The sequence below is a fragment of the Streptomyces capitiformicae genome (assembly GCF_002214185.1).
Taxonomy (GTDB): Bacteria; Actinomycetota; Actinomycetes; order Streptomycetales; family Streptomycetaceae; genus Streptomyces; species Streptomyces capitiformicae.
Window position 1 is genome coordinate 1,375,450 of sequence record NZ_CP022161.1, and the last position, 12,840, is coordinate 1,388,289.

Consider the following 12,840-nt stretch of genomic DNA (forward strand, 5'->3'; position numbering starts at 1 on the left):
CGCAGCGAAAGCCCTTTCGCGAAATCGATTCAACTGTCACCCTTCCGAATCACCCGCACTCCCCCCACACCCTTCGAGGAGGACCCCCATGTCCGAATCCACCGACAGACCGGCCCAGCGGTCCCAGCCGGCGCTGGGTCGTCGCGGCTTCGTCGTCGGCACCGCGGCCACCGCCGCCGGGGCCGCGCTCGCCGGACCGCTGGCCGGCACCGCCCGCGCGGCGGCCTTCGGCTACTCCGACGACGGCACCAACTACGTCATCGACACCGGCGCGAACCTGGTGTTCAAGGTCAGGAAGAGCAACGGCGACCTGTCGTCGCTCGTCTACCGGGGCAGGGAGTACCAGGGCTACGGCGGCATGAACTCGCACATCGAGTCCGGCCTCGGCAACTCCACGGTGACGATCCGGCAGTCCGGTTCGACGATCCTCGTCTCGGTCGCCTACGGCACGCTTCGGCACTACTACGCGGCCCGCAGCGGCGAGAACAACATCTACGTCTGGACGAACAAGGCCGACACCTCCGTCTCGGCGACCCGCTTCATCCTGCGGGTGAGGGCGGGCCTGTTCCTCAACGACGAGCCCGACTCCTACACGTACACGAACAGCACCATCGAGGCCTCGGACGTGTTCAGGAAGTCCGACGGCCAGACCCGCTCGAAGCACTTCTCGAAGCTCAGGGTCATGGACTACAACTACGTCGGCTGGTCGGCGAACGGCGTCGGCCTGTGGATCGTGCGCAGCAACCACGAGAAGGCCTCCGGCGGCCCCTTCTACCGCTCCCTGCTGCGCCATCAGAGCGCGGACGGCGGCGGCCTGTACGAGATCCTGTACTACGGCCAGAACCAGACCGAGGCCCAGCGCTTCGGCCTCCAGGGCCCGTACGTCATCGCCCTCACGGACGGCGGCGCGCCCTCCTCCTCGCTGTTCCCGGGCACGCTGACCACCTCGTGGGCGGACTCGCTGGGCATCTCCGGATACGTGCCCGCGAGCGGCCGGGGCCGGGTCGCGGGCGTCGGCATCACCGGCCGCAACACGTCGTACGCGTACACGGTCGGACTCGCCAACTCGGCCGCACAGTACTGGGGTTCGGCTCGGGCGTCGGACGGCTACTTCTCCATCCCGGGGATCCTGCCGGGGACGTACACGCTCACGGTCTTCAAGGGCGAGCTGGCCGTGTACACGACCTCGGTGTCGGTCAGTGCGGGCGGTACGACGACGCTGAACTCGATCGCGATCCCGTCGTCCAACGACCCGTCCAACGCGAGCGCGATCTGGCGGATCAACGACTGGAACGGCACGCCCAGCGGCTTCAAGAACGCCGACCTGATGACGTACGCGCACCCGTCGGACGTCAGGGCCGCGTCCTGGACCGGGAACGTGGTGATCGGCAGCGGCAGCGAGACCTCGGCCTTCCCCTGCTACCTCTGGAAGGACGTCAACAGCGGTCTGATCGTCTACTTCAGGCTGACCGCGGCCCAGGCCGCCGCCGCGCACACCCTGCGGATCGGCGTGACGACGGCCTACGCCAACGGCCGGCCGCAGGTCGTCGTGAACGACACCTGGACCTCGGCCATCCCCTCCCCGCCCACCCAGCCGAACACCCGCTCGCTGACGAACGGGTCCTACCGGGGCAACAACCACACGTTCACCTACAGCGTCCCGGCGTCCGCCTGGCTGACGGACACGAGCCGGTACAACATCCTGAAGATCAACGTGGTGAGCGGTTCGGGGACGACCTCCTACCTCAGCGCCGGCACGGCGATCGACGCGATCGACCTGCTGGCGTGAGGCATCGGCCCTGACGGTCAATCAAGTATCCTGCCCCCACTGCTGGTTCGTTCCGCCGTTGCACGGTAGGTGATGACGGGTTCAGGAAGTCTGGATGCTCAAGGGCCAGGAGTCGAGAGCCTCGCCTGGGTCCAGGCCTGCGATGACAACGAACAGGTCGTGATTTCCCTGCCAGGCGCCCACCAGCGCTTCACCGCCGAGGTCGGCTTCGCCGAGGGCGAGGACCGCAGCTGGAGCCGGCAGTGCTGTGGTCAGAGGCCGATGTCGGCCAGCCACTGACCGTCGACGGCAGAACCGGACGGCTGAGGCCGGCCCGTCCCACGGGGGACGGGCCGGCCTCGAGTGTCTACGGGGTCACGGTCACCGCGGGCGCCATTTCGGCGGTCCCGTTGGTGAGCTTCCCGGAGCCGGTGGCGCCTTCGGAGCTGACGAAGCGCAGCTCGTGGTTGGTGCCCCCCGCGTTGCCGACGGCGAGCAGGAGCGTGGACTGATTGGCCGCGTAGGCCTGCTGGACGAAGGAGGTGATGTCGACGGTGATGTCGCGGCCGTCGATGGCGTTGCCCTGGTGGGTCCCGCCGCCCTCGGGGACGATGGTCGAACCGAGGGTGAAGGTGGCCGACTTCGCCACGGAGGAGCTCGTGGCGGTGAAGCTCGGCCGGTTCTGCCAGGTCATGGTGTTGATCGGGCAGGACGTGCTGCCGCCGGTGCAGGTGGTGTTGCTGACGGGTTGCACGAGCAACTGGTCGGTGTCAGTCGACGGGACCGACGAATAGCGGTGGCCGACGTAGGTGAGATGGAGTGTCGCCTGGCTCGGTGCCTTGGTGAGGCCGTTGAGGGGGAACTGGATGTAGGAGAGCTTTCCGTCTCCGGATCCCGTGGTGTACTGCTCGCCCATCAGGCCGACCCCGGTGTTGCGGGTGATGAGGGTCAGGTCCGAGGAGGAGTTCTTGGTCTGGTCGCCCCACCACGCACCCACCCAGGTGTCGCCGTTGGTGAGGGCGCCGGCCTTGACGTTCTGGGTCTGGCCGTTCGCGTCCGTGTAGGTGCTGGTCAGCGTGGAGATCCCGCTCGGCGCCAGCGGGAACTGGCTGGAGTATCTGACGAGCTCACCGGCGACGCGCAGGTTGTTCAGCGTCACGTTCGTGGCACCGTTCAACGGGCTGCTGTTCGCCTTCTGCTGCGAGAACCAGACGTTGTCGAGCTTGAAGGTGCTGATCGGGGTCTTGGTGTACGTGTACGTGGCGCCCGACCCGTCAGGGTTGGGGGCGAACCCGTACCTCTCCTGGTCCGCGGCGGTGATGGTCTGGATGGATCCGTTGCCGCCGTTGAGCCTGATCGGTCCCGACGAGTACCGGGAGGTGTCGAACGAGCTGTTCTTGATCACGATGCTCGAGATGCGCGGGTACGGCTTGGGGCTGTTCTGCGTGAAGATGCCGCCGGCCCCCTGCGAGATGGAGTTGAAGTTGTCGAACGTGTAGTTGTTGAGCTTGTATCCCCACGAACTCCATCCGATGCGGATCGAGTTGCCCGCGCCGGAGGACCAGCTCAGCGTGTTGCTGACCGAGATGTTCTTCGACTCCGCGTTGTCCCAGTGGTAGTTGTCGAACCCGAGCTCGTCGGCGACGGCGTCGTGGGCGCCCACCGCGTTGGCATAGCCCTGGATGTCGGGGGTGGAGGTGCCGAGCTGGAAGTTGCCCCACACGCCGTCGGCCATCGGGGTGAATCCGTCGCTGGGGTTGTAGTGGCCGGAGGCGAACGCGTCGTCGTTGCCGAGGGTGAAGACGCCGTTGGCGGTGATGTCCTGGCCGCTCGCGAAGTCGATCCCGTCGATCCACGGCTGGGGGTACGGGGTGAGGCCCTTGATGTTGTTGAACGTCACCCTCTTGGCGGTGTGGGTCTCCCAGTTCCACTGCTTCGAGTCACGCAGGTAGGTGTCGTTGAACGTGATGTCCGACGAGTGCATGACCATGACGCCGCCCTGGTGCTGGCTGCGGTAGGCGTCGTGCGAGTCACCGACGCTGCGGGCGTTGTAGTTCGCCACGCCGTTGCCGTCGAACATGCCGCGGCCGTCGATCTCGATGTTGTTCGAGTTGACGATTGCGACCGCCGGCTCGAACGCCTCCATGTACCCCTGGATGCGGTTCTTCACCAGGGCACCTTCGTCGGTGTAGATCCTCAGCTTGCCGCCCTTGAGCTTGCTGCCATCCACACCGTTGACCAGGAGACCGGACGATATGTACGTACCGTTCGGGAAGTAGAGCGTGTTGAGCGCCGTGGGGTTGGCCTTGATGGTGTCGATGGCGGCCTTCAGGGCGTACGTGACGTCGTTGGCGGCCATCGTCCGCACATTCGGGTACCGCACGTTGACGGTGCTCGCGCTCACCAGGGTCCCGGGCGAGGTCTTCTGACCGGCGGGGATGGCGGTGCCGTTGACGGTCTTGCCGGCCATGGAGCTCGTCGTCGCGGCGGGAGCCTTCTGAGCCGTGCTGTTCGGGTTCGCCGCGAGGTACTTCGCGGCGAACTCCTGGAAGTTGAGGACACCGGTCTGCAGGTTGACGCCGGAACCGTCCGGTGCGCTCGTGGTGTTCGGACGCCGCGCCGGGTCTTCCAGAGGGTCGTTGATGACCGCCAGGTAGGGCTGTCCCGTCACGCTGGTCGAGTCGCCGTTGACCATCACGATCGCTTGGTTCAACCCGGCGTCGGCTGACATCTGGAACGTCAGGGTGTGCTTGTCCGCGCTCACCGAGACGCTGCCGGGCGGGTAGTAGCGCGCCGGGTAGACGTTCACCGTGTCAATCGTGGTGCTGGGCAGCGTGACCGTGATCGTCGGTGTCCGGGAGTCCGACGCGAAGCGCGCGACGTCGAAGTTGTTGCGGTTCGCGGTGTACCGCACAGCCTGGACGGGCGTGCCGGCGACTTGCACCTGGTACTTGGTGGACGCCTGGTCCGGGGACGTCGTCGTACCGCCTCCCACACCCGTCGGCGCGTACGTGTGGACGGTGGTGGCGGCTTGTGCGGGGACGGCGCCGGTGAGCATGAGGCTCGCCACCGCGATGGTGGCGCCGGCAGCGCCCGCGATGATGCGTCTCACGCGCGAACTGCGCCGCGCCGGGGCGCGGTTCGGGTCGGCGTCGCCGCCGGCCGGTCTGATCATGTCTGTCTCTCCTCAGGACGAGACCTCTCCAGGTCTGTTCAGGCGCTCGCCGCCTGCTGGAGACGGCGCGGAGCATTCGCGATGCCGCGGCCGGACCGCAGCCGTTGGGGGCCGTCGCGGCCGAGAGGACCAGCCCGACGTACCTAGGGCGGGAGCGCGAGGTGACATCGAGTGTTGTTGCGCGCGGTGGGCCAGGGGGGCACCCACCACATTGACCGATCCATGAGATCGACGTGGCGGGGACGTTACTGCCGCATTTCCGGAACCGTCAATGCTCCGCGCACTTCAAGTCGCGGAAACAGTTATGACCTACTCATGACGCCCTCGCCGTGCTCCGTAACGGCTGAATCACGGCCACGGGGCAAAGTCTTGCCCTCCTGCGACAGTCGCCCTACGCTGACGCCACTTTCGTGGATCGATAAAAGTTTCGGGGGGCCTACGTGGTGACAATGGCGGATGTGGCCGCGAGAGCGGGAGTCACCAAGCAGACCGTCTCCAACGTGGTTTCGGGCAAGAAGGTACGGCCGGAGACCCTGGCGAAGGTGAACAAGGCGATCGCCGACCTCGGCTACAAGCCGAACCTGGTGGCGCGCTCGCTGCGCACCGGCAGCACGTCGACGGTGGGGCTGTTCGTGCCGTCGGTGGCCAACCCGTTCTATTCGGAGGTGGTCGAGGAGGTGGAGAACCTCCTGGTCGGCCACGGATACAACCTGCTGCTCGCCACGACGCGCGACGATCCCGACTACACCCGGGCCCACCTGGAGAACCTCGCCGCGCGCTCGGTGGACGCACTGCTGGTCGCCTGCGACAACGGCGTCGCACAGCAGATCCCGATGCTCGTCGAGGCCGCTTTCCCGGTCGCGCTGTTCGCCTGGGAGGGGGACCCGCCGACCATGCTGCCGGTGGTGTCCATCGACTACGAGCACGCCGGGTTCCTGGCCGGGCGCTACCTGAGGGATCTCGGCCACCGGAACGTCGCGGTGATCGCCGATCTCCCCGCGCACGAGCCGCGCGTGGTCGGGTTGCGCCGGGCGTTCGCCGACCACGGGCTGGCCATCGACGACCGCAAGGTGTTCCCCTGCACCAGGGACGACGCCGCCGGCGGCTTCGACGCGGGCTGTGCGGCACTGGAGGCGGATCCGGAACTGACGGCGATCTTCGCCACCCACGACATCCTGGCCCTCGGTGCCGTCGAGGCGGTGGTCCGGTCCGGGCGGCGGGTCCCCAGCGACGTCAGCGTCGTCGGCTTCGACGACATCGCCCAGGTCGGTCGGGTCCAACCAGCGCTGACCACGGTCACCGTCCCGAAGCGGGAGATGGCCCAGCAGGCCGTCGAGTTGCTGCTGCGCGCCGTCGACTCCGGCCGGCCGCCGACCAACGTTTTAACGCTGCTGCGCCCGACCCTGACCATCCGGGACAGCAGCGCCCCGCCCCGGGCGACCGGATAGCACCGGGCACTGCTCGACCTGCACGTCACCCCCGTGAGTGGCCGGAACGGTCCTGCCGGACCGGCTTCCCGCCACCGCTACGAGTTGCGACAGAAAGCACCTCCACTGATGAGAGACCTCGACCCCAACGCCTACGTCGAAGACCGGTCGCCGGGCACCGGACGGCTGCGGCCGCGCGCCGCGTTCGCTTCCGACCTGCCCACGATCGCGCTCGACGGCGACTGGAGATTCCGGCTGGCGTCAGGGCTGGACGACCTCACCGGGGACTTCGCCGCGCCGGACTTCGACGACACCGCCTGGGACCTGCTCGCCGTGCCGTCCTGCTGGCAGATGACCGGCCTGCCCGGCGAGCCGCGCTACGGTACCCCTGCCTACACCAACATCCTGTACCCGTTCCCGGTCGACCCGCCGCGGGTGCCCCGCCAGAACCCGACCGGCGAGTACCGCCGCGAGTTCGACGTTCCGGACGGGTTCCCGGCCTCGGCCGCGGTGCTCCGGTTCGAGGGCGTCGACTCCGCGTTCGCGGTGTGGCTCAACGGGATCCGGCTCGGCGACGGCAAGGGCAGCCGGCTGACCACCGAGTTCGACGTCTCCGCCGCTCTGCGGCCCGGCCGGAACGTACTCGCGGTCCGCGTGCACCAGTGGTCGTCCGGCAGCTACCTGGAAGACCAGGACATGTGGTGGCTTTCCGGGATCTTCCGGTCGGTGTCCGTGGCCGCCCGCGGTGTCGAGGACTTCTTCGTCCGCACCGCCTACGACCACACGACGGGGCAGGGCACCCTGGCCGTCGACGTCACCGCCCCTGCCCGGGTGTCCCTTTCGGTGCCCGAGCTCGGCATATCCGGCGCCGATCCGGCCGGCCCGCACGTGATCGACGGCGTAGAGCCCTGGTCGGACGAGCAGCCGCGCCTGTACACGGGGGAACTGGTCTCCGAAGCCGGGGAACGGATACCGCTGCGCATCGGCTTCCGCACCGTGGCCGTCGTGGACGGCGTCCTGACCGTGAACGGCAGACCGATCTCCCTGCGGGGCGTCAACCGCCACGAGTGGCACCCGCTGACGGGGCGGACCCTGACCGAGGACACCATGCTGACCGACGTGCTGCTCATGAAGCAGCACAACATCAACGCGGTGCGCACCGCCCACTACCCACCCGACCACCGTTTCCTGGACCTGTGCGACGAGCACGGCCTGTGGGTGTTCTGCGAGGGCGACCTCGAGACGCACGGCTTCGAACCCGGCGGCTGGCAGCGCAACCCCAGCGACGACCCCGCGTGGCGCGAGGCCTACCTGGACCGGGCCGCGCGGCTGGTGGAACGCGACAAGAACCACCCCTCGGTCATCGTCTGGTCGCTCGGGAACGAGTCCGGCACCGGAGCCAACCTGGCCGCCGCGGCCGCGTGGATCCGGCAGCGCGACGACAGCCGCCTGATCCACTACGAGGGCGACTTCGCGAGCTGCGCGTACGTCGACCTGTACTCCCGCATGTACATCGGGGTGGACGAGCTGGCCACCGTGGGACGCGGCCAGGAGGCACCGACGGCTGATCCGGCCGACGACGCACATCGCCGCGCCCTGCCGGCCGTGCTGTGCGAGTACGGACACGCCATGGGCACCGGCCCCGGCGGGCTGTCCGAGTACCAGCAGGTCATCGAGGCACATCCGCGCCTGGCCGGTGGGTTCATCTGGGAGTGGATCGACCACGGGATCGCCCGGCTCACCGGGCAGGAGGACCCCCACTCGTTCTACGCCTACGGCGGCGACTTCGGCGAGGAGGTCCACGACGGCAATTTCGTCGCCGACGGGCTGCTCTTCCCCGACCGCACGCCGTCGCCGGGCCTGGTCGAGTACAAGAAGGTCATCGAACCGGTCCGGATCCACATCGACCCGGCGACTCGGCAGATCGGCGTGCACAACCTGCACCACGCCCGCGACAGCGGCTACCTGGACTTCCAGTGGACCGTCGAGGACGGCGGCGAGCCGGTGGGCTCCGGCGGCCTGACCGTGCCCGCGACCGCTCCGGGTACGACGACGACGATCGTATGGCCCGCCGACGTTACCGCCGCACTCGACGCGGCCCGCAAGAACGACTCCGGCCACGAGGTGTGGCTGACCGTGACCGCGGTGCTCGCCGCCGGCGAGACCTGGGCCGGGGCCGGCCACGAGATCGCCTGGGCCCAGGGGCTGGTCGTGGCTCCGGCCGCCTCGCCCGTCCCCTTCACGCCGGCGCCGGCGATCGCCCACGACGGGTACATCGCACTGGGTCCCGCGCGGTTCGACGCCCGCAGCGGGGTGCTGATACGGCTCGGCGATCTGGAGCTCGATGGTCCGAGACTGGACGTCTGGCGGGCCCCGATCGACAACGACCTGCTCAGCGCCTTCGGCGAGCCGCAGATCGGCGCTTGGCTCGCCGCCGGACTGCACCGGATGCGCCACGACGTCCTGGGTGTCGAGCCCGACGCGTCGGGACTCACGGTCACCGCCCGGCTGGCCGCCGCCGGGTCCTCCTCCGGGCTCGGCGTGGTCTACCGCTGGACGGCCTGCGACACACCGAACGCGGGCCAGGCCCGGCTCCGGCTGGAAGCCGTCGTCACCCCCGACGGCCCATGGTCGGTGCCGCTGCCCCGACTGGGGGTCGCGATGTCGCTGCCCGGAACCGACGCCGAAGTCGAGTGGTTCGGTCCCGGTCCTGGTGAGGCGTACCGCGACTCCCGCGCCGCGGCCCGCGTCGGCCGCCACCTGTCGACCGTCTCGGCGATGCAGATCCCTCAGATCCGCCCGCAGGAGAACGGCAACCGCCACCAAGTCCGCCACGCCAGGATCACCACCCCGGGCGGCACCCTGCTCATCACCGGCGACCCGGTCATCGACCTGACCGTGCGCCCCTGGAGCACCGAAGCCCTGGCCGCCGCGGCCCACCAGCACGACCTGGTCCGCGACGGCAGACTCCATCTGCACCTTGACCACGCCCACCACGGCCTCGGCAGCACAGCCTGCGGCCCCGGCCCGTCGGCACCGGACGTCCTGGCCGCGGTCACCACCGCGTTCGGCGTGGAGTTCGGCACCAGCCGGTAGACGGGCCTTGCCCGCCCGCCCCCCGGCCATCCAGCAAGTCCGCCCCTGTCACAGAAGGTTCCTCACATGAACAGCACCACCATACGCACCCGCAGACTTTTGACGATCACCACCGCGGCGCTCCTCGTGGCCGGCCTCGGCGCGTGCAGCAGCACCAAGAGCACCTCCGACAACTCCGAGAAGAGCCAGGCCGGGCCGGTGAAGATGGAGTTCTGGGGCTGGGCCGGCTACGAGAAGATCGTCGACCAGTGGAACGCCTCCCACCCGAACGCCAAGGTCACCTACAAGAAGATCCCGTCGGGCGGCACGGGCGGCTACACCCAGATCAGCAACGCGATCACCGCCGGCGAGGGCCCTTGTCTGGCCCAGATCGAGTACCAGGCCATCCCGTCGATGCTCGTGAAGAACACGGTCATGGACATCACGAAGTACGCGAGCGCCGACATGGCCAAGTACGCCCCGTCGGCCGTCTCGGCCTCCAGCGTCGGCGGCAAGATCTACGGAGTCCCGGTGGACGTCGGCCCGATGGTCCTCTTCTACCGCAAGGACCTGTTCGCCAAGTACGGCATCACCAAGCCGCCGGCCACCTGGGCCGAGTACAAGGCCGACGCCAAGAAGGTCGCCGCCGCCGATCCGAGCGTGAAGTTCGGCAACGCGCCCAGCGAGGGCAACGATCTGGCGGCCTACACCCTGCAGACCGGCCAGTCCTGGTACTCGGTCCAGGGAGACAGCTGGACCGTCAGCATCGACAACCCCGGCACCCGCAAGGTCGCCGAATTCTGGCAGGACCTGCAGGACAAGGGTCTGGTGCAGAAGTCCGGCAACGCCTGGGACCCGAAGTTCAACAAGGCCGCCACAGCCGGCAAGGTGCTGACGTTCGTCAACGCGTCCTGGGCCGCCGGCGGCATCAAGTCGGACCTGAAGGACCTGTCCGGCAAGTGGAGGGTCGCCCCGATGCCGACCTGGGAGGCCGGCGACGGCAAGAGCTCCAGCAACGGCGGCTCGGCCACCTCGGTGATGACCGGGTGCAAGTCGCCCCGCGAAGCCGCGCAGTTCGCCACGTTCCTGTCCAGCGACCCGCAGGCCGTGAAGACGGGCATCGAAAGCGGGCTGTACCCGGCGTCGAAGGCCGGACAGGACGACCCGGCGCTGGCGGCAGGTGACCCGTACTTCGGCGGCCAGAAGGTCGGCGACCTGTACAAGGCCTCCGCCGCGCAGGTGCCCAGCACCTGGACCAACGGCCCGACCTATCAGCAGGTCCAGACGGACCTCACCGGCGCCATGGGCAAGGGCACCCTGCCGGACGCGGTCACCAAGGTCCAGGCCTCGACGGTCGCCGCGATCAAGAAGCTCGGACTGTCCGTGACCAACGGCTGAGTCAGCGGGACTCCAACCGCCCGAAGGGTCCCCGCGACGCCCGTACCGGCGCCGCGGGGACCCGCTCCCTGACGACGAACCGCCCAGCGAGGTTTCCATGAGCAGTCCCAGCAGCACCCGGGCCGCGTCACCGCCGCGGCCGGTGCCCGCGGGCACCCCCCGGGGCTCCGCCTCCGGCCGGCCTCGGCGCACCGGCCGCCGTACCGCGTTGACCGCGTCGGCTTTCCTGGCGCCGTTCGCGGTGCTCTTCCTGACCATGATGGTCGCGCCGATCTGTTACGCGATCTACCAGAGCTTCTTCACCGTCCGCCGCGCCGGGCTGTTCGGCGGTGCGCAGTCCACGGAGTTCGCGGGACTGTCCAACTACGCCGCCGCCTTCGGCGACCACGACTTCACCGCGTCGATCGTCCGGGTCGTGCTGCTGGGCTGCGTCCAGGTCCCGGTCATGCTCGGCCTGGCCCTCCTGCTCGCGCTCCTGCTGGACTCCCGCTCGGCCCGGCTGCGGAAGACCTACCGGCTCACGTTCTTCCTGCCCTACGCGCTGCCGGGTGCGATCGCCGCGTTGATGTGGTCCTTCCTCCTGGCGAAAGACCTCTCGCCGTTCACCGGACCGCTGTCCCACCTCGGGATCGACGTCGACTTCCTGTCGCCGTCGTGGGTCCCGTTCTCGATCGGGAACATGATCACGTGGGGCTGGACCGGCTACAACATGCTGATCATCTACTCCGCGCTGCAGACGATCCCGGCGGAGGTGTCGGAGGCCGCCGCGCTCGACGGCTGCACCGGATGGCGCCTGGCGTGGGCGGTGAAGATCCCGCTGGTACGTCCCGCGCTGGTGCTGACCACGATCTTCTCCATCATCGGTACGGCACAGCTGTACACCGAGCCGGCGGTGCTGGTCAGCGCGCGCATCCCGGGCATCGACCCGAAGTTCTCCCCGATCATGAACGCGACCCTGGGCATGGACGTGGGCGGCCAGAACCTGGCCGCCGCCCAGTCCGTCGTGCTCGCGCTGATCACCCTCGTGCTCTCGTTCGGCTTTCTCAAGTACAACCAGCGCAAGGGAGCGATGGCATGAGCGTGATCTCGGCCGACCGCCCGACCCGACCGGCCCGCCGCGGCACCGACATCGCGAGCAAGGTCGTCGTCAACGGCATGCTGGGCCTGATGGCCCTGTACACGCTGATCCCGCTGTGGTGGCTGTTCGTCTCCGCGACCAAGGGCTCGGGCTACCTCTATACCGGTACGCCGCTGTGGTTCTCCCACTTCGACCTGGTCACCAACATCGAGGACGTGTTCAGCTTCGAGGGCGGCATCTTCTCCACCTGGCTCGCCAACAGCGCGCTGTACAGTTTCGTCGGCGCCACCGTCGGCACCCTGCTGTCCGCGATGGCCGGCTACGCGCTGTCCAAGTTCAGCTTCCGCGGCCGGGAAAGCGTGTTCAACGTCGTCCTCGCCTCGGTTCTCATCCCGGCGCCGATGTTCGCCCTGCCGTTGTTCCTGCTCATGGCCAAGCTCGACATCACCAACTCCTACTGGTCGGTGCTGCTGCCCAGCTGTGTCAGCCCGTTCGGCGTCTACCTGTGCCGGATCTTCGCCGCGGCGTCCGTCCCGGACGAACTCCTCGAGGCCGCACGGCTCGACGGAGCAGGCGAACAGCGCACCTTCTTCCGGATCGCCCTGCCGCTGATGTCCCCGGCACTGGTGACCGTCTTCCTGTTCCAGTTCGTCGGCATCTGGAACAACTACCTGCTGCCCTCGCTCATGCTCAACACCCCCTCACTGCAGCCCGTCACGGTGGGCCTCGTGCAGTGGCGCGCGCAGTTCGCCAGCGGAGTGCCGCCGTTGCTGCCGATCACCGGTGCGTTCCTGTCGCTGATCCCCCTGCTCGTCGCCTTCATCAGCCTCCAGCGGTACTGGCGCAAGGGCCTGACCGCAGGCGCCGTCAAGTAACGCGTTCGCTGCCCCACTCCCGTCCTGAACTGCAAAGGACCACT

The 12,840-nt window shown here is 68.5% G+C and carries 7 protein-coding genes; 6 read left to right on the forward strand and 1 reads right to left on the reverse strand.

The window, feature by feature from the left end:
* Window positions 1–88: 88 nt before the first annotated feature.
* The gene (locus CES90_RS06175; protein ID WP_189780340.1) at window positions 89–1,789 is read left to right on the forward strand and encodes a rhamnogalacturonan lyase B N-terminal domain-containing protein; all 1,701 of its coding nucleotides are present in this window, start codon (window positions 89–91) and stop codon (window positions 1,787–1,789) included.
* A gap of 346 nt (window positions 1,790–2,135) precedes the next feature.
* Here CES90_RS06175 and CES90_RS06180 read toward each other — a convergent pair whose 3' ends face one another.
* On the reverse strand, window positions 2,136–4,943 hold the full coding sequence (locus CES90_RS06180) for a DNRLRE domain-containing protein (protein WP_189780341.1): 2,808 nt from the start codon (window positions 4,941–4,943) through the stop codon (window positions 2,136–2,138).
* 449 nt (window positions 4,944–5,392) lie between these two features.
* On the opposite strand from CES90_RS06180, the gene CES90_RS06185 reads away from it, so the two are divergent.
* The 5 genes from CES90_RS06185 (at window position 5,393) to CES90_RS06205 (ending at window position 12,796) form a co-directional block, all read left to right on the forward strand.
* Complete coding sequence (locus tag CES90_RS06185; protein ID WP_229913563.1) at window positions 5,393–6,391, forward strand: LacI family DNA-binding transcriptional regulator; 999 nt, start codon at window positions 5,393–5,395, stop codon at window positions 6,389–6,391.
* 108 nt (window positions 6,392–6,499) lie between these two features.
* Complete coding sequence (locus tag CES90_RS06190) at window positions 6,500–9,466, forward strand: glycoside hydrolase family 2 TIM barrel-domain containing protein (RefSeq protein ID WP_189780343.1); 2,967 nt, start codon at window positions 6,500–6,502, stop codon at window positions 9,464–9,466.
* Between the two features lie 66 nt (window positions 9,467–9,532).
* Complete coding sequence (locus CES90_RS06195) at window positions 9,533–10,843, forward strand: ABC transporter substrate-binding protein (RefSeq protein ID WP_189780344.1); 1,311 nt, start codon at window positions 9,533–9,535, stop codon at window positions 10,841–10,843.
* A gap of 97 nt (window positions 10,844–10,940) precedes the next feature.
* Window positions 10,941–11,921 carry a carbohydrate ABC transporter permease gene (locus tag CES90_RS06200; RefSeq protein ID WP_189780345.1) on the forward strand — a complete coding sequence of 327 codons (981 nt, stop codon included), beginning with the start codon at window positions 10,941–10,943 and terminating at the stop codon, window positions 11,919–11,921.
* On the forward strand, window positions 11,918–12,796 hold the full coding sequence (locus tag CES90_RS06205; protein ID WP_189780346.1) for a carbohydrate ABC transporter permease: 879 nt from the start codon (window positions 11,918–11,920) through the stop codon (window positions 12,794–12,796). The genes CES90_RS06200 and CES90_RS06205 overlap by 4 nt, the downstream gene beginning before the upstream one ends.
* Window positions 12,797–12,840 lie beyond the last annotated feature (44 nt).

What these genes read in the sequence shown, in the direction of transcription:
- CES90_RS06175 (WP_189780340.1), top strand. Translation starts at nt 89, where the DNA reads ATGTCCGAATCCACCGACAGACCGGCCCAGCGGTCCCAGCCGGCGCTG.
- CES90_RS06180 (WP_189780341.1), bottom strand. Translation starts at nt 4,943, where the DNA reads ATGATCAGACCGGCCGGCGGCGACGCCGACCCGAACCGCGCCCCGGCG.
- CES90_RS06185 (WP_229913563.1), top strand. Translation starts at nt 5,393, where the DNA reads ATGGCGGATGTGGCCGCGAGAGCGGGAGTCACCAAGCAGACCGTCTCC.
- CES90_RS06190 (WP_189780343.1), top strand. Translation starts at nt 6,500, where the DNA reads ATGAGAGACCTCGACCCCAACGCCTACGTCGAAGACCGGTCGCCGGGC.
- CES90_RS06195 (WP_189780344.1), top strand. Translation starts at nt 9,533, where the DNA reads ATGAACAGCACCACCATACGCACCCGCAGACTTTTGACGATCACCACC.
- CES90_RS06200 (WP_189780345.1), top strand. Translation starts at nt 10,941, where the DNA reads ATGAGCAGTCCCAGCAGCACCCGGGCCGCGTCACCGCCGCGGCCGGTG.
- CES90_RS06205 (WP_189780346.1), top strand. Translation starts at nt 11,918, where the DNA reads ATGAGCGTGATCTCGGCCGACCGCCCGACCCGACCGGCCCGCCGCGGC.